At 65.5% G+C, this 20618-nt stretch carries 18 protein-coding genes; 15 read left to right on the plus strand and 3 right to left on the minus strand.

What is annotated here, in order from left to right; translation table 11 throughout:
- The first annotated feature begins 144 nt into the window (after positions 1-144).
- Entirely contained in the window at positions 145-1752 is a 1608-nt protein-coding gene (locus IC762_RS00100) for a sensor domain-containing diguanylate cyclase (RefSeq protein WP_195786649.1), read from the plus strand.
- A gap of 67 nt (positions 1753-1819) precedes the next feature.
- On the opposite strand, the gene IC762_RS00105 is transcribed toward IC762_RS00100, so the two are convergent.
- The gene (locus IC762_RS00105; protein WP_195786650.1) at positions 1820-3313 is read right to left on the minus strand and encodes an NAD-dependent succinate-semialdehyde dehydrogenase; all 1494 of its coding nucleotides are present in this window, start codon (positions 3311-3313) and stop codon (positions 1820-1822) included.
- Positions 3314-3473: 160 nt separating this feature from the next.
- A complete protein-coding gene (locus IC762_RS00110; RefSeq protein WP_195786651.1) occupies positions 3474-3797 on the minus strand; it encodes a hypothetical protein in 324 nt (107 codons plus the stop codon).
- A 349-nt stretch (positions 3798-4146) separates the two neighbouring features.
- Between IC762_RS00110 and IC762_RS00115 the strand changes: the two genes are divergently transcribed.
- Positions 4147-5340 (plus strand): serine hydrolase domain-containing protein, encoded by a 1194-nt coding sequence (locus IC762_RS00115; protein WP_195786652.1) that lies wholly within the window; start codon positions 4147-4149, stop codon positions 5338-5340.
- A gap of 238 nt (positions 5341-5578) precedes the next feature.
- Positions 5579-7312: an AMP-binding protein gene (locus IC762_RS00120; protein ID WP_195786653.1), complete on the plus strand. Its 1734-nt coding sequence runs from the start codon at positions 5579-5581 to the stop codon at positions 7310-7312.
- A 120-nt stretch (positions 7313-7432) separates the two neighbouring features.
- Here the strand turns inward: IC762_RS00120 and IC762_RS00125 are convergent, their stop codons facing one another.
- Positions 7433-8446, minus strand: a complete 1014-nt coding sequence (locus IC762_RS00125) for an adenosine kinase (RefSeq protein WP_195786654.1) — start codon at positions 8444-8446, stop codon at positions 7433-7435.
- A 240-nt stretch (positions 8447-8686) separates the two neighbouring features.
- Here IC762_RS00125 and murJ point away from each other — a divergent pair, with 240 nt between their 5' ends.
- The 12 genes from murJ (at position 8687) to lnt (ending at position 20528) form a co-directional block, all read left to right on the plus strand.
- Positions 8687-10225, plus strand: coding sequence for a murein biosynthesis integral membrane protein MurJ (murJ, locus tag IC762_RS00130; RefSeq protein ID WP_195786655.1), 1539 nt, complete (start codon positions 8687-8689; stop codon positions 10223-10225).
- Between the two features lie 169 nt (positions 10226-10394).
- A complete protein-coding gene (gene trpS / locus IC762_RS00135; protein ID WP_195786656.1) occupies positions 10395-11447 on the plus strand; it encodes a tryptophan--tRNA ligase in 1053 nt (350 codons plus the stop codon).
- Positions 11448-11543: 96 nt separating this feature from the next.
- The gene (locus tag IC762_RS00140) at positions 11544-12038 is read left to right on the plus strand and encodes a universal stress protein (protein WP_195786657.1); all 495 of its coding nucleotides are present in this window, start codon (positions 11544-11546) and stop codon (positions 12036-12038) included.
- Between the two features lie 116 nt (positions 12039-12154).
- Entirely contained in the window at positions 12155-12724 is a 570-nt protein-coding gene (locus tag IC762_RS00145; protein ID WP_195786658.1) for a NifU family protein, read from the plus strand.
- Positions 12725-12897: 173 nt separating this feature from the next.
- Positions 12898-13593, plus strand: coding sequence for a tRNA (adenosine(37)-N6)-threonylcarbamoyltransferase complex dimerization subunit type 1 TsaB (gene tsaB / locus IC762_RS00150; protein ID WP_195786659.1), 696 nt, complete (start codon positions 12898-12900; stop codon positions 13591-13593).
- Complete coding sequence (gene rimI, locus IC762_RS00155; RefSeq protein ID WP_195786660.1) at positions 13590-14075, plus strand: ribosomal protein S18-alanine N-acetyltransferase; 486 nt, start codon at positions 13590-13592, stop codon at positions 14073-14075. The genes tsaB and rimI overlap by 4 nt, the downstream gene beginning before the upstream one ends.
- Before the next feature lie 54 nt (positions 14076-14129).
- Complete coding sequence (locus IC762_RS00160) at positions 14130-14579, plus strand: Fur family transcriptional regulator (RefSeq protein WP_195786661.1); 450 nt, start codon at positions 14130-14132, stop codon at positions 14577-14579.
- Positions 14580-14764: 185 nt separating this feature from the next.
- Positions 14765-16153 carry a tRNA (N6-isopentenyl adenosine(37)-C2)-methylthiotransferase MiaB gene (gene miaB / locus IC762_RS00165; RefSeq protein ID WP_195786662.1) on the plus strand — a complete coding sequence of 463 codons (1389 nt, stop codon included), beginning with the start codon at positions 14765-14767 and terminating at the stop codon, positions 16151-16153.
- A gap of 59 nt (positions 16154-16212) precedes the next feature.
- Positions 16213-17208: a PhoH family protein gene (locus IC762_RS00170; protein ID WP_210338409.1), complete on the plus strand. Its 996-nt coding sequence runs from the start codon at positions 16213-16215 to the stop codon at positions 17206-17208.
- A 68-nt stretch (positions 17209-17276) separates the two neighbouring features.
- Complete coding sequence (ybeY, locus tag IC762_RS00175; protein WP_195786664.1) at positions 17277-17774, plus strand: rRNA maturation RNase YbeY; 498 nt, start codon at positions 17277-17279, stop codon at positions 17772-17774.
- 1 nt (position 17775) lies between these two features.
- On the plus strand, positions 17776-18918 hold the full coding sequence (locus tag IC762_RS00180; RefSeq protein WP_195786665.1) for a hemolysin family protein: 1143 nt from the start codon (positions 17776-17778) through the stop codon (positions 18916-18918).
- A complete protein-coding gene (gene lnt, locus IC762_RS00185) occupies positions 18915-20528 on the plus strand; it encodes an apolipoprotein N-acyltransferase (RefSeq protein ID WP_195786666.1) in 1614 nt (537 codons plus the stop codon). The genes IC762_RS00180 and lnt overlap by 4 nt, the downstream gene beginning before the upstream one ends.
- Positions 20529-20618: the final 90 nt, after the last annotated feature.

Here is a 20618-nt window from a genome sequence, read left to right on the forward strand (position 1 = left end):
CGAGGGAACGCGTGGTTGTTGCGGCAAAAATTGCCGGTTCCCGTTAACGAGCCGTTAGGCAGGAACCGAAATCGAGGCAGAAGCGATAGGGCTTTGTAGCGTTGATCCGGCTCGAATAGCGCGTGCCCAATGGGAGACGCAGCCATGTCAGCGCCCAATTTCAAGGCCCGCGGCCGCACGTTGCTGACCGCCAAGGTCATCTTCAACTTCGGCCAGTCGACCATCGATTGCGTCGTGCGACGGATCAGCGACGACGGAGCGACGGTCGAGTTGGAGAGCGGGCTCGGCATCCCCGAGCACTTTCAGCTCTCGATCCCGAGCGAAGGCGCGGTCCTCCCCTGCAGGCTGGCGTGGCAATCGGAACGGCAGATCGGGGTCACCTTCGAGACATTGCAAGCCGCTGACGATACGGCCGGTGCCAAACAGAATGAACCGGCCGAACGCGGCGGCGACCATGTCGTGCGCAGCCAGATGCTTGCGCTGCGCGCGGCGCTCGATCAGGTGCCGCTCGGCATCGTCCTGCTCGATTCGAGGCTGAACGCCCGTTTTATCAACCGTGCATTCCGGCGGATGTGGGCGCTGTCGGACGCGGTCGCCGACCGGCACCCGTCCTTTGCCGCGCTGATCTTCCACGGCCGCGACACCGGCGCCTATGACATCCCTGCGGACCGGATCGAAGCTTATGTCGCCGAACGCATCGAGCGCATCACCAGGAATGAGAGTTTTCAGCTCGATCTGCGCCGCACCAAGGGCGATGTCATTCGCATGCAGTGCACGCCGCTGCCCGACGGTGGCCGGATGCTGAGCTACATGGAGGTGACCGATATCGTGCGTCAGGCCGACGAATTGAGGGCGCTGCGGGACGCGCTGGAAACCGTCCAGGATGGCGTGCTGCTGCTCGATGGCGATCTCAGGTCGCGATTCATGAACCAGAAGGTGCGGCAGTTCTGGGAGATCGACGAACCGGAAGCGGCGACCCGCCCGTCCTATGCCTCGCTGATCACCCGCACCCGGCGGGCGGTCGATCCGCACGCATCTGCCAAGGAGCTCGCCGGCTTTGCCGCCAAACGTATCGCCGAGGTGAAGGCAGGCGATCATGTCCGCGAGTTGCAGACCCCCGACGGCCGCCGTCTGCGCGCGCATTGCACCACCATGACCGGCGGCGGTCGCATGATCACCTATTACGACGTCACTGATCTGATCCGGAACGCCGAGCAGCTCGAACGGCTCGCAACGACCGACCCGCTCACCGGTCTGTTCAACCGGCGGCACTTCCTGGAGATGCTGGACGCCGAGTGGAGTCGCTTCCAGCGCTACTATCGCGCGGTGTCGGTGCTGATGGTGGACATCGATCATTTCAAGGACGTCAACGACCGCTACGGACATGCCGTCGGCGACGAGGCGATCAAGGCCATGGCCGGCGCGTGTCTGCATGGCAAACGGAAGTCCGACATCGTCGGCCGGGTCGGCGGCGAGGAATTCGCCATCGTCTTGCCGGAGACGAACCTGTCGCGCGCCAGGATCGTCGCGGAGCGTGTTCGCAAGCGGATCGCCGGACAAGCGCTGCAAGCGCGCGATGCACCGTTCCGGATCACCGCGAGCATCGGGATCGCCGAGGCCTCGGTCAGCATGCCCGGCACGGAAGCGCTGATGATCGCTGCCGATCAGGCGCTTTATCAGGCCAAGGCGCAGGGCCGGAATTGCTGCGTGTGCTGGTCGCCGCCAGCCCCGGCAAGGCTGGCCGCCGAGTAGCGTATCGACGGTGCCGCGCCCGGAAGATCGCCGTCCGGCCGAAGCCGAACGACGCGATCGGATCGGGCTAAACCCCCGCCATCATCACGTATTTGATCTCGACATATTCATCCATGCCGTGGCGCGAGCCTTCGCGGCCGAGGCCGCTCTCCTTGACGCCGCCGAACGGCGCGACCTCGGTCGTGATCAGGCCGGTATTGACGCCGACCATGCCCGACTCCAGTGCTTCCGCGACGCGCCAGACCCGGCCGATGTCGCGGGAGTAGAAGTAGGAGGCAAGGCCGAACGGCGAGTCGTTGCAGAGCGCGATCACCTCGGCCTCGTCCTTGAAGCGGAACACCGGCGCCAGGGGCCCGAACGTCTCCTCATGCGCGACCAGCGCGTCCGGCTTCACATTGGCAAGCACGGTCGGCTCGAAGAACGAGCCGCCGAGCGCATGGCGCTTGCCGCCGGTGACGATCTTGGCGCCGCCCTTGACGGCATCGGCGATGTGCTTCTCGACCTTGAGCACGGCGTCCATGTTGATCAGCGGACCCTGCACCACGCCCTGCTCCGTACCGTCGCCGATCTTCATCGCCGCGACCTTCTTCGAGAGCTTGTCGACGAACGCGTCGTAGATCTTGTCCTGAGCATACAGACGATTCGCGCAAACGCAGGTCTGGCCCATGTTGCGATATTTCGAGACGATGGCGCCTTCGACCGCGGCATCGATGTCGGCATCGTCGAACACCACGAAGGGCGCATTGCCGCCGAGCTCGAGCCCGAGCTTCTTCACGCCGACCGCGGCCTGCTCGAACAGGATCTTGCCGACTTCAGTGGATCCGGTGAAGCCGACGAAGCGCACCGCGGGATGCTCGCACAGCACCTTGCCGATCGCCGACGAATTGCCGGTCAGGATGTTGAACACGCCTTTCGGCACGCCGGCCTTCTCGGCCAGCGCGACCAACGCCAGCGCGGTGAGCGGGGTTTCGTTGGCGGGCTTGAGCACCACGGTGCAGCCGGCCGCGAGCGCCGGCGATACTTTTCGGGTGATCATCGAGCACGGGAAATTCCACGGCGTGATGGCGCCGCAGACCCCGATCGGCTGGCGGATCGCCAACAGCCGCGCATCCGGCCGCTGCGTCGGGATGGTCTCGCCATAGACGCGGCGCGCCTCTTCGGCGAAGAATTCGACATAGGCGCCGCCGATATCGATCTCGCCGAGCGCTTCCGTCAGCGGCTTGCCCTGCTCGGAGGTCAGGATCAGCGCGAGGTCCTCGCGGTTGGCGACGATCAGGTCGAACCATTTGCGCAAGATGTTGGAACGCTGCTTGGCGGTCAGCTTGGCCCAGGCCGGAAACGCGCGCTCGGCGGCTTCGACGGCCTGCGTCGTCTCCGCGGTGCTCATGACCGGGACTTTGGCCAGTTCCACGCCGTTGACCGGATTGGTCACGGAGCGCTGTGGCGTGCCGACCCAGGCGCCGTCGATATAGCAGCGGTCGCGCAACAGCGACGGATCCTTGAGGCGGTCGTGGAGAGAGGATGTGGATTGTGCAGCGCGTGCGGCGACGGGCGGGGTCATGAGCGTGCTCCTCGATTTTTTGGAGGGATTTTCGCCAGCCTATATAGGCCGAAACTCGGGGAGATGCATGAGCCGCGACGCGCGTCTGGTGGTGCGCAAATGCGACGCTCTCGGCATTCCGGGCGGCTCGAACAGCCGAACCCGGAACGACGACCAGAATTCACACCGCCCCGCCGCTCATATATGTCTCGCGGCGCCCGATCATCCGTTCGGCCGCGGCCTTGGCATCCGCCTTGGTGGAGGTCGCGCAAGTGCGGTATTCGAGATCGGGCTGCGCCGCCGTATCACGGCGGCCGAACCAGGACTTCGGGCCGGTGTGCAGCAGCGAAAGCGCCTGCGCCACATTGTCGACCGCTTCGAACGAGTGCAGCGCGCCGGTACCTGCGTAGCGGACTTCGTAGAGGCCCGGGCTGATCGGCGCCTCGATATTCTCGCCACGGCCCGACCGCGGATAGCGCTTCCACTCACTCCAGGTCGAAATCATTGCTGCGTCCCCGCAAGCCTCAAATCATGACGATCTTGGTCAAATCGTCCCGAACAGGCTGCACGCTTTGTGCAGCGATGTGAATGCGTTAATTGAAAAAACCGGATAAGGAAATCAATCTGCCGATCACGCTATCGCGCTTGTTCCCGACCGTCCCCACGGCTTGCGTGACATCCACCGTAAAATCTGCGCGCGTGGTTTACGTCGGGTGCCCGCGGGTCCTGCGCAAGGCCCTCCCGCTCTGTTCTTCACGACATCGCGACATCATCGCCATCAGCGCGGTGCTTGCCGGGCTGCAAAAGCCGGAGGATGATCCCACCACAACAATAATCCACCGGAGGAACCCCCAATGCAAAGCAAGGCCCAGATCGACCAGGTGCTGCAGCAGAAGAGCGAGGCCAAGGAGATTCCCGGCGTCGTCGCGATCGCGGCGACCGGCAAGGACGTGATCTACCAGGGCGCGTTCGGCAAACGCGACCTTTCCAAGAGCGATCCGATGACGCTGGACAGCGTGTACTGGATCGCCTCGATGACCAAGGCCGTGACATCGGCCGGCGCGATGCAGCTCGTCGAGCAGGGCAAGCTGTCGCTCGACGAGCCGATCGGCAAGCTGTTGCCCGACCTCGCCGCGCCGCAGGTGCTGGACGGTTTCGACGCCGGCGGCGAACCGAAGCTGCGGCCCGCAAAGTCACCGATCACGCTGCGCAAGCTGATGACCCACACCGCCGGCTTCGCCTACGACATGTGGGACGCCAACCTCGGCAAATATCTCGAGAAGACCGGCACGCCCGGCATCATCACCTGCCTCAACGCCGCGCTGAAGACGCCGATCATGACCGATCCCGGCACGCGCTGGGAATACGGCACCAATATCGACTTCGTCGGCAAGGCGGTGGAAGCCGCATCCGGCAAGAAGCTCGATGCTTACCTGCGCGACAACATGTTCGCGCCGCTCGGCATGAACGAGACCGGTTTCAAGATCTCGGACGACATGCGCAAGCGGCTGGTCGGCATGCATGCCCGCGGCGAAGACGGCACGCTGGCCGCCATCCCGTTCGAGCTGGAGCAGAACCCCGAATTCCACATGGGCGGCGGCGGGCTGTACTCGACCGCGAGCGACTACATCAAATTCTGCCAGATGATCCTCAACAAGGGCAAAGGCAACGGCAATCAGGTGCTGAAGGCCGAGACCGTCGCGACCATGGGGCAGAATCATATCGGCGACCTCACCGTCGACAAGATGCCGACGGCGGCGCCGATGTACACCAATGACGTCGATCTCTATCCCGACATGATCAAGAAGTGGGGGCTGAGCTTCCTGATCAACACCGCCAAGACGCCGGAAGGCCGCAGCCCGGGCAGCCTCGCCTGGGCTGGCCTCGCCAACACCTATTACTGGATCGATCCGGCGCGCGACGTCTGCGGCGTGATCCTGACCCAGCTGCTACCATTCGCCGACAAGCACAGCCTGGAAGCTTTCGCCGGCTTCGAGCGCGGCATCTATGCCGGGCTGGACGCCGGCAGCGGGCAGAAGGCGGCTTGAACGTCACCTCGCCCCGCTTGCGGGGAGAGGTCGGAACGCATCGCCAGATGCGTTCCGGGTGAGGGGGAGCCTCCGCGAATCCAGCCCTTGCCGTTGATGCGGAGACAGCCCCTCACCCCAACCCTCTCCCCGTAAGAACGGGGAGAGGGAGCCAACGCATTGCGGCCGGATGACCTCGCCATAGGTCGGGCCTGTCCCGCCAGCGCCAAACGACTAAGATCGCGCATCAAGCGCGGCGATGCGACCACGAGGGAGGACGAACTTGGCACCCAAGAGCTTGGCACCCAAGGCAGACAGCTACGTTTGCGGCATTTCCGATACGCCGCTGCTCGGCGAAACCATCGGCCGCAGTCTCGATCGCGCCCGTGCGCGCTGGGGCGACCGCGAGGCGCTGGTCTCGCCGAGCCACAATGTGCGCTGGACCTGGAATGAGTTTGCCGAGCGCGTCGAAGCACTGGCGGCGGGCTTTCTGGCGCTCGGCCTGCAACGCGGCGAGCGGATCGGCATCTGGTCGCTGAACCGGCCGGAATGGACGCTGACGCAGTTCGCTGCCGCGAAGGCCGGCCTGATCCTCGTCACGATCAATCCGGCGTACCGCCTGAGCGAGTTGGAATTCGCGCTCGGCAAGGTCGGCTGCGCCGCGATCGTGACCGCCACCGCGTTCAAGACCTCGGCCTATATGGAGATGCTGAACACGCTGCTGCCGGAGCTGGCGAGCGCGGAGCCCGGCCATCTGCAATCGAGGCGGCTGCCGCAATTGCGTGCCGTGATCCAGATCGGCGGGCCGGCCGCGCCGGGCACCATTCCGTTCGATGCGGTCGCGCAGATGGGTGGCGCGCGCCATCGCGAGCAGTTGCTCGCGCTCGGCGAAAGCCTGCAATTCGACGACCCCGTCAACATCCAGTTCACCAGCGGCACCACGGGCTCGCCGAAGGGCGTGACGCTGACCCACCACAACATCCTCAACAACGGTTATTTCACCGGACGCGCCATGCGCCTGACCGAGCAGGACCGCATCTGCATCCCGGTGCCCCTCTATCACTGCTTCGGCATGGTGATGGGCAACCTTGCCTCGGTGACGCTCGGCACCACCATGGTCTATCCCGGCGAGGGCTTCGATCCCTTGGCGACGCTGACCACGGTGGCGCAGGAGAAATGCACCACGCTGTACGGCGTGCCGACCATGTTCATCGCCGAGCTCGATCATCCCGAGTTCAAGCGGTTCGACCTGTCGTCGCTGCGCACCGGCATCATGGCCGGCGCGCCATGCCCGATCGAGGTGATGAAGCGCGTCAACACCGAGATGAACATGCGCGAGGTGACGATCGCCTACGGCATGACCGAAACCAGCCCGGTGAGTTTCCAGAGCGCGACCGACGATCCCCTGGAACGTCGCGTCTCCACCGTCGGCCGCATCCATCCACATGTCGAGGTCAAGGTCGTCGACCTCGACGGCAGAGTGATGCCGCGCGGCGAACGCGGCGAGCTCTGCACCCGCGGCTACAGCGTGATGCTCGGCTATTGGGACGAGAAGGAAAAGACCGGCGATGTGCTCGACGCCAACGGCTGGATGCACACCGGCGACCTCGCCGTGATCGACGACGAGGGCTATTGCAACATCGTCGGACGCATCAAGGACATGGTGATCCGCGGCGGCGAGAATCTGTATCCGCGCGAGATCGAGGAATTCCTGTATCGGCATCCGAAGATCCAGGACGTGCAGATCTTCGGTGTCGCGGACGACCGCTATGGCGAGGAATTGTGCGCCTGGGTGCGGGTGCGCGCCGGCGAGACGCTGACCGAAGACGAGGTGCGCGGCTTCTGCCAGGGCCAGATCGCCCACAACAAGATCCCGCGCTATGTCGAGTTCGTCGAGGAATTCCCGATGACGGTGACCGGGAAGATCCAGAAATTCGTGATGCGGGACAAGGTCGAGCAACGGCTGGGGCTGAAGGCCGCGAAGACGGCGTGAGGGTGCGCACGATATCTCAACATCGTCATGCCCGGGCTTGTCCCGGGCATCCACGTCTTCGTCCGCGAGAAAGGCGTGGATGGCCGGGTCAAGCCCGGCCATGACGGCGAAAGCTGCGCCTTAGACCAACAGCCCCTTCCCCGTCGCCAGCTCCTTCAGCGACACCAATGGCCTTGCGCCGATGTGCTGAATCACCTCTGCCGCCGCCAGCGCGCCGAGGCGGCCGGCATTCTCGTAGCCGAGGTTGCGGACCAGGCCGACCAGGAAGCCGGCGGCGAACAGGTCGCCGGCGCCGGTGGTGTCGACGAGCTTGTCGATCGGAGACGCCGGTGCCGACGTCACGCCATCCTTCGACACCACGACGCAACCCTTCTCGCTGCGGGTGACGACGCCGAGTTTCGTATCCTTGCCGAACTGCTTCAGCGCACCCTCGAAATCCGAGGTCTGGTACAGCGAGTGCAGCTCCGCCTCGTTGGAGAACACCACGTCGACGATGCCCTTGCGCATCAAATCGAGGAATTCATCCCGATAGCGATCGACGCAGAACGAATCCGACAGCGTCAGCGCGACCTGGCGGCCAGCACCGTGGGCGATCGTCGCGGCCTTGACGAAAGCGTCCTTGGCGTTCTTCGGGTCCCAGAGATAGCCTTCGAGATAGAGGATGCCGGCGGCTTCAATCTGCGCCGGATCGATGTCGTCGGGCGTCAGGTCCTGAGCGGCGCCGAGATAGGTGTTCATGGTGCGCTCGCCGTCCGGCGTCACCAGGATATAACAGCAGCCGGTCGCAGGCCCCGCGGCGGCGGGCCTGGTATCGAAGGTCACGCCGGCGGCGCGGATATCGTGGACATAGAGCTTGCCGATCTGGTCGTCCTTGACCTTGCCGACATAGGCCGCGCGCGCGCCGAGATTGCCGACACCGACGATGGTGTTGGCGGCCGAGCCGCCCGACATCTCGGTCGCCTTGGCGGTCTCCTTGCCCATGTCGCTGTAGATCGCGGTGGCGCGTGCCTCGTCGATCAGCTGCATCGACCCCTTGGCCATGCCGTGGCGGCCCAAAAAGGCCTCGTCGGTCTGCACCAGCACGTCGAAGATCGCATTGCCGATCCCGAGAACGTCATATTTTGCGTCAGCCATTGACCTGCCCTGTGTTCACAAACGGCTGCGGCCTATCACGTTAGCCCTAGCACCAGCAAGCCGACCTGGAGGCCAATCCCCTCATCCTGAGGTGCTCGCCTCTTCGGCGAGCCTCGAAGGATGAACGGCCCGGCTGGTGGCCGTCGACCCTTCGAGGCTCGCTACGCGAGCACCTCAGGATGACGGGTTTGGGAGGGCGCTGCTACTGGAAGCAACACGAGCGGCTGCTATACAGGCCAGATGATCCGCTCCTTCCTTACGGTTTCCTCGGGCACGCTGGCATCTCGCCTGCTTGGCTTCGTGCGCGATTCCGTGATTGCGGCGCTGCTCGGGGCGGGGCCGGTGGCGGATGCGTTCCTGGCGGCGTTTCAGCTCGTCAACGTTGTGCGGCGACTGCTGGCGGAGGGCGGGCTGAACGCTGCCCTGGTGCCGGCATGGCTGAAGCTTCGCGACGCCGATGGCGAGGCTGCCGCGACCGCGTTTGCCGGACGCGTGCTTGGCACCGTCAGCGCGGCGGTCATCGTGGCGGCGCTCGTGATCGGCGTCGCGATGCCGCTGGTGATCGCTCTGGTCGCACCGGGCTTCGTCGGCCGCGACACGCTGCAATTCGCAGTCGACGATGCCCGCCTGATGCTGCCTTACCTCGCCTTCGCCGGCCCGGTCACGGTGATGATGGGACTGCTCAATGCACAGGGGCGCTTCGCGCTGACGGCGTTCTCGCCATTGCTGTTCAACATCGCGCTGATCGCCGTGATGGCGGTACTGCTGATGCGGCAGCAGGATCCGGTGTGGGCCGCGCTCGTCATGGCGGCGACCATCGGCGTCGCCGGCTTGCTGCAACTCTCGATGCTGGCGCTGCGCGGCGCCAGGCTCGCTTCGCCGCTGCGCGTTTCCCTCGATCCCGAGATGCGCGGCTTCCTCGGCCGCGCGGTGCCCGGCATGGTCGCAAGCAGCGGGCCCCAATGGCTGATGGTGGCAGGCGCGGTGATCGCATCGACCTCGCCGTCGGCGGTGTCCTGGCTCTATTTCGCCAATCGCCTGCTGGAATTGCCGCTCGGCATCGTCGGTGTCGCGATGGGCACGGTGCTGATCCCGGAGATGACGCGCGCGGTGCAGGGTGGCGCGCCCACCGCGATCGCGCATGCCGAATCGCGCGGGCTCGAGCTCGCGGTCGGGCTGGCGCTACCGGCAACCCTCGGCCTGATCGTGCTGAGCACACCGATCGTGCGCATGCTGTTCGAGCATGGCGCGTTCACGGCCGCGGACACCGCGGCGACCGCGCACGCGCTAATCTGGTTGACGCTGGCGCTGCCGGCGCATGTGCTGGTGAAGGCCTTGTCGCCGGCATTTTTTGCCCGCGAGGACACGCTGACCCCGCTGTTTGCGACGCTGAAGGCCGTCGTGGTGGCGATCGCGGCCGCCTTCCTGCTGGGCCACCTCTTCGGTGCCAACGGCATCGCGGCCGGCATCGCGCTCGGCGCCTGGAGCAACGCGGTGGCGCTGATCCGCAAGGGTGCCTCGTCGTTCGGCTTTGCGATCGACGCCGATGCCCGCCGCCGGTTGCCGCGAATCCTTGCGGCGGCACTCGCGATGGGCGCTGCGCTGTGGCTGGCGTCGTGCATCCTGCCGGCGACAGGCACACACCGCTTTGTACAGGCGGCATCCCTCCTCGTGCTGATCGCGGCCGGCATCGCGGCTTACGGGCTGTTTTTACAGCTCTTCGGCGTCATGGGCTGGCGCGAGGCGGTTAACGCGATCAAACACGGCCGCTCCGCCTGACTTGCGCACACCGGGCTTAAGTGGCAAACGACGCGGCCGGAGCCTTTATCCGTTCCGATGGAATCGGGGCGGGGCTCCGGACTCTCGGTTCGACGCGTTTTCTTTACGCGAACCGGTGCCCACTTCGCTCGAAAACGCTCTTAAGCAGCCATTTCCGGGAATCTCGACCATGGCGTTCGTTCAACGGGTTTTCTCAGGCGTCCAGCCGACGGGCAATCTGCACCTCGGCAACTATCTCGGCGCCATCGTCAACTTCGTGAAGATGCAGCAGACGCATAACTGCGTCTATTGCGTCGTCGATATGCACGCGATCACGCAAGGGGTCGAGGTCTGGGGCGGCCCGGCTGAGCTGGCGCGCAACACCCGCGAGGTCACCGCGGCCTTCATCGCCGCGGGCATCGATGCCAGGAAGCACATCGTGTTCAACCAGAGCCAGGTCGCCGGCCATGCCGAGCTGACCTGGCTCTTCAATTGCGTCGCGCGGATCGGCTGGCTGAACCGCATGACCCAGTTCAAGGAGAAAGCCGGCAAGGACCGCGAGAACGCGTCGGTCGGTCTCTACGACTATCCGGTGCTGATGGCCGCCGACATCCTTCTGTACCGCGCCACCCATGTGCCGGTCGGCGAGGACCAGAAGCAGCACCTGGAGCTGTCGCGCGACATCGCGCAGAAGTTCAACAACGACTTCGTCGATTCGATCCGCGGCCACGGCTTCGAGGACGGCCTGTTTTTCCCGCAGCCCGAGCCGCTGATCACGGGGCCGGCGACGCGGGTGATGAGCCTGCGCGACGGCACCAAGAAGATGTCGAAATCGGATGCGTCGGACAATTCGCGCATCAACCTCACCGACGACGCCGAGACCATCGCGCAGAAGATCCGTCGGGCCAAGACCGATCCGGAGCCGCTGCCGTCGGAGGAGAAGGGCCTCGAGCCGCGCCCCGAGGCCGACAATTTGGTCGGCATCTACGCGGCGCTCGCCGGCACCACCAAGCAGGCGGTGCTGAGCCAGTTCGGCGGCGGCCAATTCTCCACCTTCAAGAACGCGCTGGTCGAGGTTTGCGTCGCGAAACTGGCACCGATTGCCGCCGAGATGAAGAAGCTGATGGCCGACCCCGGCCATGTCGACGCGATCCTGATCGACGGCGCCAACCGCGCCCGCGTGATCGCCGACGAGACCATGCGCACGGCCAAGGACATCGTCGGCTTCATCCGCCCGCGCTGACCCACGCGCAAGAACTGCGGCTCCCTCTCCCAAACGGAGAGGGAGTATGGCAGCATGCGCCCTGTTTGAGCATCGTGGGCCAGCACCGGGACATGCATGACCACCCAGCGACGCAGCTATGAGACGGGCCACAAGCCGAAGTGCCTCGTCATCGTCGACGACACCGCCGAATGGGACCGCGCGGTCTACTACGCCAGCCGCTGGGCGATCCGCGTCGACGGCGGCGTGGTGATGCTGCGGGTGATCGAGACCGAGGACCAGAACCAGCAATGGCTTGGGGTCGCCGACATCATGCGCGCGGAGGCCGAGGAAGCCGCCAATGAGGCGCTCGACCGAGCCTCGGGCCGCGCCAACGGGATCGCCGCGATCACCCCGGAACGGGTGATCCGGGAGGGGGACCCGACCGAGCAGATCCTCGACGTGATCGACAAGGACGTCGACATCGCCATGCTGGTGCTGGCCGCCAATCCGGGCCCCGAGGGGCCGGGGCCGATCATCACCACCATGGCCAAGACCATCGGGGCTTTCCCAATCCCGGTCACCATCGTACCGGGCGGCCTGACCGATTCCGAGGTCGACGCCCTGTCCTAGAGCATGCGGAAGGGGCGGGAACCGCAGTTTTGCGGCTTGATCGATGGCTTTTTAGTTGCCATTTGAGAGGGGGAACCAACGCGCCGGCCTTGAACCGGCGACGCCGGAGACAACAGATGTTCATTCAGACCGAAGCTACGCCTAATCCCGCCACCTTGAAGTTCATTCCCGGCCGCCTGGTGCTCGACACCGGCACCATGGAATTTTCGTCGCCGGAGTCTGCCGCGCGCTCGCCGCTGGCCGAACGGCTGTTCGCAGTCGCCGGCGTCACCGGCGTGTTCTACGGCGCCGACTTCATCACCGTGACCAAGGCGGACGGCGACTGGCAGCACCTCAAGCCCGCGATCCTCGGCGCCATCATGGAGCACTACATGTCCGGCGCGCCGCTGCTCGCCGACGGTACGGCGTCCAGCGATGCCGCGAGCGACGAGGAAGGCGAATTCTTCAGCGAGGAGGACGCCGAGACCGTCGAGCAGATCAAGGACCTGATCGAGACCCGCGTGCGTCCCGCGGTCGCCAATGACGGCGGCGACATCACCTTCCGCGGCTTCAAGGACGGGATCGTCTATCTCAATATGAAGGGCTCGTGCGCCGGCTGCCCGTCGTCGACGGCAACCTTGCAGCACGGCATCCAGAACCTGCTCCGGCATTTTGTCCCGGACGTGCAGGAAGTCCGACCGATGTAACCCACGTAGGGTGGGCAAAGGCGCGCTTGCGTCGCGCCCACCCTCAGGAGCACGGCAAGCGATGGTGGGCACGCTGCGCTTTGCCCACCCTACGAGAGGGGACGAGCGGTGAAGCGGCGAACGGACATCGACGGTGGTCCTTCATTCGCTACTGCCTATTCGCCATTCGCCCCATGCTGATCCTCGCCATCGACACCGCGCTCGACGCCTGCTCCGCGGCCGTGCTCGACACCACGGCCGGCAAGCCGCTCGCCGCGGAGTCCCAGCCGATGCCGCGCGGTCATGCCGAGGCGCTGATGCCGCTGATCGGCCGCGTGATGAAGCAAAGCGGCATCGCGTTTGCCGGCCTCGACCGCATCGCCGTCACCACCGGCCCCGGCAGCTTCACCGGCCTGCGCGTCGGCCTTTCGGCGGCGCGCGGCATCGCGCTCGCCGCGGACAAGCCGGTGGTTGGTCTGACGACACTTGCCGCCTACGCCGCGCCCGTGGTCGCCGAGAACAGAGAGCACCCGATCCTGTCGGCGATCGATGCCCGGCACGATCATGTCTATTTCCAGCTGGTCGGCGGCGACGGCAGCCCGATGCTCAAGCCGAAAGTGGCGCCGATCGCGGAGGCGCTCGAGGCTGCGCAGTACGGCGCACTGCATCTGGTCGGCAATGCCGCAAACATCCTGGCCGAGCGTTGGCCCACGGACGCTGTGCCGCCACTCAATGTCGAGATGCAGCCCGCACCCGACATCATCTGGGTCGCCTGGGTCGGCGCCGCCGTCGATCCCGTGAGCGCGCCGCCGCGGCCGTTCTATCTGCGCGCACCGGATGCGAAGCCGCCGAGGGATCGGCTTGCGGTCAGCGCGCCGCCATCGACATGATCGCCTTGATCTCACGATGGTGGAGCGGCGGCACGCCCGCGGTCGAGCCGGCATCGCTGCGCGACGCCAGCCGCCTCGCGCAACTGCACGGCGCCTCGTTTCACCGCGGCTGGGGCGAAGGCGAGTTCGAGACGATGCTCGCCGAGCGCAACACGCTGGTGCATCGCCTGCGGCTGGGGCGCAAGGTGATCGGCTTCGCGGTGTCGCGCATGGCGGCTGACGAAGCCGAGATCCTGTCGATCGCGATCGATGCCGGCCAGCGCGGGCGCGGGCTGTCGCGCAACCTGCTGTTGACCCATCTCGGCCATCTTGCCGGCCGCGGCATCCGCACCATCTTCCTCGAAGTGGAAGAGAACAATCAGCCGGCGCGACGGCTCTACGAAAAGGCCGGATTCGGCGTGATCGGCCGCCGCGAGCGCTACTACAAGCAGCCCGGCGGGGAACATTTGAACGCGCTTCTGATGCGGCGCGACTTGTCGTAATATCCGCGTGGTGGCAGAACAGCGCCCGCTCCGCCACCCAAGGTTCTGATGTCCATGACCACGGTTAAAATCCCGCCTGCGCAGAAGAATACCGGCATCGAGGCGCGCTGCGCCGCGACCGGCATGCGCATGACCGAGCAGCGCCGCGTGATCGCGCGCGTGCTCGCGGAATCCATGGATCACCCTGACGTCGAGGAATTGTACCGTCGCTGTGTCGCGGTCGACGACAAGATCTCGATCTCGACCGTTTACCGCACCGTCAAGCTGTTCGAGGATGCCGGCATCATCGAGCGCCACGATTTCCGCGAGGGCCGCGCGCGCTACGAGCAGATGCCGGAGAGCCACCACGACCATCTGATCAATCTGCGCGACGGCAAGGTGATCGAGTTCACCTCCGAGGAGATCGAGAAGCTGCAGGCCGAGATCGCGCGCAAGCTTGGCTACAAGCTGGTCGATCACCGGCTGGAGCTATACTGCGTGCCGCTGGACGAAGAGGGCAAATAGCCCGCGCCGTCATTCCGGGCTCGCGCGGAGCCTGTCATCGGGCGCGCGTTTGCGCGCCCCGTTTGTGCGCTCCGGAATGACCGGGAGGGAATGGGCCGGGAACGGCTGGATTTTCGTCCCCTTTGGCTATATCTGAGCCCTCGGCGCCCTGATGGCGCCGTTCCCTTATGCACGATCCGGGTTCCATGACGACGCCGCGCAAGCTGCACATCAAGTCCTATGGCTGCCAGATGAATGTCTACGATGCCCAGCGCATGGTGGACACGCTTGGCGCCGAGGGCTTTGTCGAGACGGCGAACGCGGATGACGCGGACCTGGTGATCCTCAACACCTGCCACATCCGCGAGAAGGCGTCCGAGAAGGTCTATTCCGAACTCGGCCGGCTGCGCGTCGCCAAGGAAGAGGCCGCGCGCCAGGGCCGCGACATGAAGATCGCCGTCGCCGGCTGCGTCGCGCAGGCGGAAGGCGAAGAGATCATCCATCGCGCACCGACCGTCGACATCGTGGTCGGCCCGCAGAGCTATCATCACCTGCCGCAACTGCTGAAGCAGGCCAAGCAAGGCGGCCGGGCGCTGGAAACCGAATTTCCCGTCGACGACAAGTTCGGCTTCCTGCCGCAGCCGAGGCCGGACGCGATCCGCGCGCGCGGCATTTCGGCCTTCGTCACGGTGCAGGAAGGCTGCGACAAGTTCTGCACTTTCTGCGTGGTGCCGTATACGCGCGGCGCCGAAGTCTCGCGTCCGGTCACCAAGATCATCGACGACGTGATGCAGCTCGTCGACAACGGCGTGCGCGAGATCACGCTGATCGGACAGAACGTCAACGCCTATCACGGCGAAGGCCCCGACGGTCACGCCTGGCCGCTCGGCAAGCTGCTGCAGCGGCTTGCCGAGATCCCCGGCGTCGTGCGGCTGCGCTATTCGACCAGCCATCCGCGCGATGTCGACGACGCGCTGATCGCGGCGCATCGCGATTTGCCTGCGCTGATGCCGTTCGTGCACCTGCCGGTGCAGTCGGGATCGGACCGGATCCTTGCAGCCATGAACCGCAAACATACCGCCGATGACTACCGGCGCGTCATCGACCGATTCCGCGCCGCGCGGCAAGACATTGCTTTTTCATCGGATTTTATCGTCGGCTTCCCCGGGGAGACTAGGGAAGAATTTTCCGCCACCCTCGCGCTTGTCACGCAAATCGGCTACGCTGCGGCCTATTCATTCAAATATTCGCCACGGCCGGGCACGCCGGCGGCGGAGATGCGGGAGACGGTGTCAGCAGCTGAGATGGACGAGCGCTTGGGGCGGCTTCAGGGACTGATCGACAGCCAGCAATCGGCCTTCAACCGGGCTGCGATCGGCGCAACGGTGGACGTGCTGTTCGAGCGCGCCGCGCGCAATCCCGGCCAGATCGTCGGCCGCACCGCCTATCTGCAGCCCGCCCACGTGATGGCCGCGCCTGACATCGTTGGAAAAATCCTGCCGGTGCGGATCGACAGCCTCGAGCGCTACAGCCTGAAGGGCGAGCTCGCGACGGCATCCGCGCCCGACATCATTTCGCAGACCATTGGAGCCTGAAATCCTTGCCCAAAAGCGCATCGGATTCGCCTTCGCTCGCTCCCAGCCGCAAACTCGACATGCAAACCCCACCTGAGACCCAGGTCGTCATCGATTTCGACGACAACCGCGCCGCGTCCGCGCTGGTCGGTCCTTACGGGCAGAATCTGGCGCTGATCGAGCGGCGGCTCGGCGTCGTGGTCGATTCCCGCGGCAACCACGTCACCATCGCCGGCTCGCGCGACGGCTGCGATGCGGCGCGACGCGTGCTGGAAACACTCTATGCGCAGGCCGTTCAGGGCCACGATCTCGACCAGGGCGAGGTCGACGGCGCGATCCGCGCCGTGCTTGCACAGGGATCGCTGTTCGAATTCGACAACAAGACCGCCAAGCCGACCTTCGAGACCATCAATTTGCGCAAGCGTCCGGTGCGTGCGCGCACCGCCGCGCAGGATTCCTATATCCGCGCGCTGAAGCGGCACGAGCTGACATTCGGTATCGGCCCCGCCGGCACCGGCAAGACCTGGCTCGCCGTCGCCTATGCCGCGCAACTGTTCGAGCGCAAGGAAGTCGACCGCATCATCCTGACGCGGCCCGCGGTCGAGGCCGGCGAGCGGCTCGGCTTCCTGCCTGGCGACCTCAAGGAAAAGGTCGATCCCTATCTGCGTCCGATCTACGATGCGCTGTACGATCTGATGGATGCGCGCGTCGTCGAACGCGCGCTGCAGGGCAACGAGATCGAGATCGCGCCGCTCGCCTTCATGCGCGGCCGCACCCTGACCAATGCCGTCATCATCCTCGACGAGGCGCAGAACACCACGACGATGCAGATGAAGATGTTCCTGACCCGTCTCGGCGAGAACAGCCGGATGATCGTCACCGGCGACCCTTCCCAGATCGACCTGCCAAACGGACAGACATCGGGGCTCGCCGAGGCGGTGAAGCTGCTCAACGGCGTCGAGGGCATCGCGCAGGTGCATTTCAAGGCCGAGGACGTCGTCCGCCACGAACTGGTGGCGCGCATCGTCGCCGCCTATGAGGGATTGCCGCAAAAGCCGGCAAACGCCAAATCGTGAGACCAACAGCTCCGGCCACGAGCCCGCGCGATGCGGGCTCTCGCCACAACGCAGATTTTGGAACGACCTTGTCCAACCTTCCCGCAACCGAGGTGCTCGTCACCGCCGAAGTCTGGCAGACCGAGCCCGACTCCGAGGCGGTGATCCATCGCGCCATCGAGGCGGCCGCCGCGACCGTCGATGCCGACGTGGCCGACGCCGAGCTTGCGATCATGCTGACCGACGACACCGGCATCCGCACCCTCAACGCCAACTGGCGCAACATCGACAAGCCGACCAACGTGCTGTCGTTTCCCGCGCTGCAGCCGGAGGGCGACGGGAGCGACGACGATGCGCCGCGCATGCTCGGCGACATCGCGATCGCCTATCAGACGACGCGGCGCGAAGCCGACGAAGAGCAGAAACCGTTCGAGCATCATTTGAGCCATCTTGCGGTGCACGGCTTCCTGCATCTGATCGGCTACGACCACGAGAATGACGGCGATGCCGAGGACATGGAAAACCTCGAGCGCGAGATCCTCAACTCCCTCGGCATTCCCGACCCCTATGCGGATCGGACCGACTGACATGCCGGACTCCGAACCAACCCATGACAATCCGCGCAACGTGAGCAACCTGCCCGCCGTGGTGCATGAGGGCGAGGTGCAGCGGCCCGCCGCCGAAGGCTGGCTGGTGCGCGCGATCCGCACGCTGTTCGGCTGGAAGGCCGGCTCGGTGCGCGACGATCTCCAGGTCGTGCTCGACGCCTCGACGCCCGACGATGTCGGCTTTTCGGCGATCGAGCGCACCATGCTGCGCAACATCCTGTCGCTCAACGAGCGGCGGATCGCCGACGTCATGATCCACCGCGCCGACATCGTCGCGGTCAAGCGCGACATCCCGCTCGGCGAGTTGATGAGCCTGTTCGAGAGCGCGGCGCATTCGAGGCTGGTGGTCTACAACGAGACTCTCGACGATCCCGAAGGCATGGTGCACATCCGCGACCTGCTCGCCTTCATGACCGCGCGCGCACGGGTCACCGAGGCGACCAAGACGCGGCGCAAGAAGCCGTTCCCGGCCGGGCTCGACTTGCGCACGGTCGATCTCGCGCTGCCGCTGTCGGACGCCAACATCATCCGCAAGCTGCTCTACATTCCGCCCTCGATGCGGGCGATCGACCTGTTGGCGCAGATGCAGGCCTCGCGCATCCATCTCGCGCTGGTGGTCGACGAATATGGCGGCACCGACGGCCTGGTCTCGATCGAGGACATCGTCGAGCAGATCGTCGGCGAGATCGATGACGAGCACGATTCCGACGAGCCGCCGGCGATCGTCCGCCAGGCCGACAATTCCTTCATCGCCGACGCCCGCGCCAGCCTCGACGACGTGCGCACGGTGATCGGCGAGGATTTCGTCACCGGCGAGGCCGGCGAGGAGGTCGAGACGCTGGGCGGCTATCTCGTCTCGTTCGTCGGCCGCCTGCCGGTGCGCGGCGAGGTGATCTCGGGACCGGGCAATTTCGAGGTCGAGGTGCTCGACGCCGATCCGCGACGGGTCAAGCGGCTGCGCATCACGACACGCAAGGAGCGGCCGGCGCCGCGCAAGGAGCGGGAGAAGGAACGCGAGCGCCGCCGCGAGCAGGCGCCTGATTCCGGCAGCCCCCAGGCCAATGATAATCAGGCCAATGACAACACGCCGCCGCCGTCAGGCGATGGAGCCGGACAGCCGTGAAGCTCTCCGACCAGCTCCGCGCGGCCGGGCTTGCGATCATCCTGACCTGGGGATGGAAGCGCGCCGCGATCGCGCTGCTTGCCGGCGCCCTGTCGGCGCTGGCGATGGCGCCGTTCAACGCCTGGCCGGTGCTGTTCCTGACCTTTCCGATCGCGGTGTGGCTGATCGACGGCGCCGCGGCCGGGCGCTGGCACGGCGTGCCGGCGGCTGCGCTGTCCGGCTTCTGGTTCGGTCTCGGCTATTTCGTGCCGGGACTGTACTGGATCGGCTACGCGTTCTTCGTCGATGCGGACACCTTCGCCTGGCTGACGCCGTTCGCGGTGCTCGGCCTGCCGGCCTATCTTGCGCTGTTCACCGCCTTCGGCTTCGCGCTGGCGCGGCTGATCTGGCCGCGCGATGTCTCGCGCGTGCTGGCGCTCGCGGTCAGCCTGACGATCGCGGAATGGCTGCGCGGTCATGTCCTGACCGGCTTTCCCTGGAATGTGTTCGGTTACGCGCTGAGCGAGCCGCTCGCTTTGGCACAAACCGCATCCCTCGTCGGGCTGTGGGGCATGACATTCCTCGCGGTCGCGATCTTCGCCAGCCCCGCGGTGCTGATCGACGGCACGTCGCGCGGCCGCAAGCCCTGGCTTGCGCCGGTGACGGCGGTCGCGGTGCTGGCAGCGATGCTGGCGTTCGGCGCGATCCGATTGTCGCTGCTGCCGACCAGCATGGTCGCCGGCGTCAAGCTGCGCATCATGCAGCCCGACCTGCAGCAGGACGCCAAGTTCAACTACGCCGCCAAGGCGGCGGTGATGCAGAAATATCTCACCTTGTCGGATCGTTCGTCCGGGCCGCACTCCACCGGCGTCAGCGATGCCACAATTCTGATCTGGCCGGAATCGGCGTTTCCATTCTTCCTGACGCGGGAAGCCGACGCGATGGCGCAGATTGCCGATCTCTTGCCCAAGGGAACCGTGCTGATCACGGGCTCGGTGCGCGCGCCCGATCTGCCGGCGGGCGTTCGCATCACGCGAGCCTATAATTCTATCTATCTGATCGATCACGATGGCAGCGTGCTGTCGGTCTACGACAAGCTGCATCTGGTGCCGTTCGGCGAGTATCTGCCGTTCCAGGACTGGATGGAAAAGCTCGGCTTCCAGAATCTCACCAAGGTGGTGGGCGGCTTCATTCCGGGCACGATCCGCAAGCCGATCGACGTGCCGAACGCACCGTCCGCGCTGCCCCTGATCTGCTACGAGGCGATCTTCCCCGGCAATGTCGTCAGTCGCGACGACCGCCCCGGCTGGATCATCAACGTCACCAATGACGGCTGGTTCGGCATCTCGACCGGTCCCTACCAGCATCTGCAGCAAGCCCGCATGCGCTCGATCGAAGAGGGCTTGCCGCTGGTGCGCGCCGCAAATACGGGTGTTTCCGCCGTGATCGATCCGGTGGGACGAATTGTGGCGCGATTGGGTCTCGGCATCGAGGGCGTGCTCGACGCCGGCCTGCCGTCGGCCATCGCGCCGACGATCTATGCGCGCATTGGCAATGTCCCCGCCGCCGCAATTGTGATAGTTGCCCTCGCAATCGTGCTGCGGCGCCGTTTTGTCAGGCGAAAAGCCTGACGACTGCATATTGCCGGTTGTCGTCCGAACCCGAAATAACGTCGAAATTTACCTCAGCGCGATTCCACCTGTTGACAGATTGACCGTGCA

The organism is Bradyrhizobium genosp. L (assembly GCF_015624485.1).
Taxonomy (GTDB): Bacteria; Pseudomonadota; Alphaproteobacteria; order Rhizobiales; family Xanthobacteraceae; genus Bradyrhizobium.